This window comes from Sporomusa sp., from assembly GCF_057736855.1.
The window spans coordinates 1347-1554 of sequence record NZ_JBYKYF010000472.1 but is presented as its reverse complement, the minus strand read 5'-3'; the positions used below and the strand labels follow the sequence as shown (position 1 = coordinate 1554).

Here is a 208-nt window from a genome sequence, read left to right as displayed (position 1 = left end):
CTGCCAAAATGAATGTTGAAGTGATTCCAACAGGATCATTACCTCTCGATATTGCGCTCGGAGTCGGCGGGGTACCGCGTGGGCGCGTTATCGAGATATTTGGACCAGAGTCTTCTGGTAAAACCACAGTAGCTTTACATATTATAGCCCAAGCACAAAAAATGGATGGAATAGCGGCATTTATTGATGCTGAGCATGCTTTGGATCC

The 208-nt window shown here is 46.2% G+C and carries 1 pseudogene; it reads left to right on the top strand.

Annotated elements, in window-relative coordinates:
- Positions 1–208: pseudogene (locus AC29Z1_RS17795) on the top strand (recombinase RecA); the annotation flags it as partial.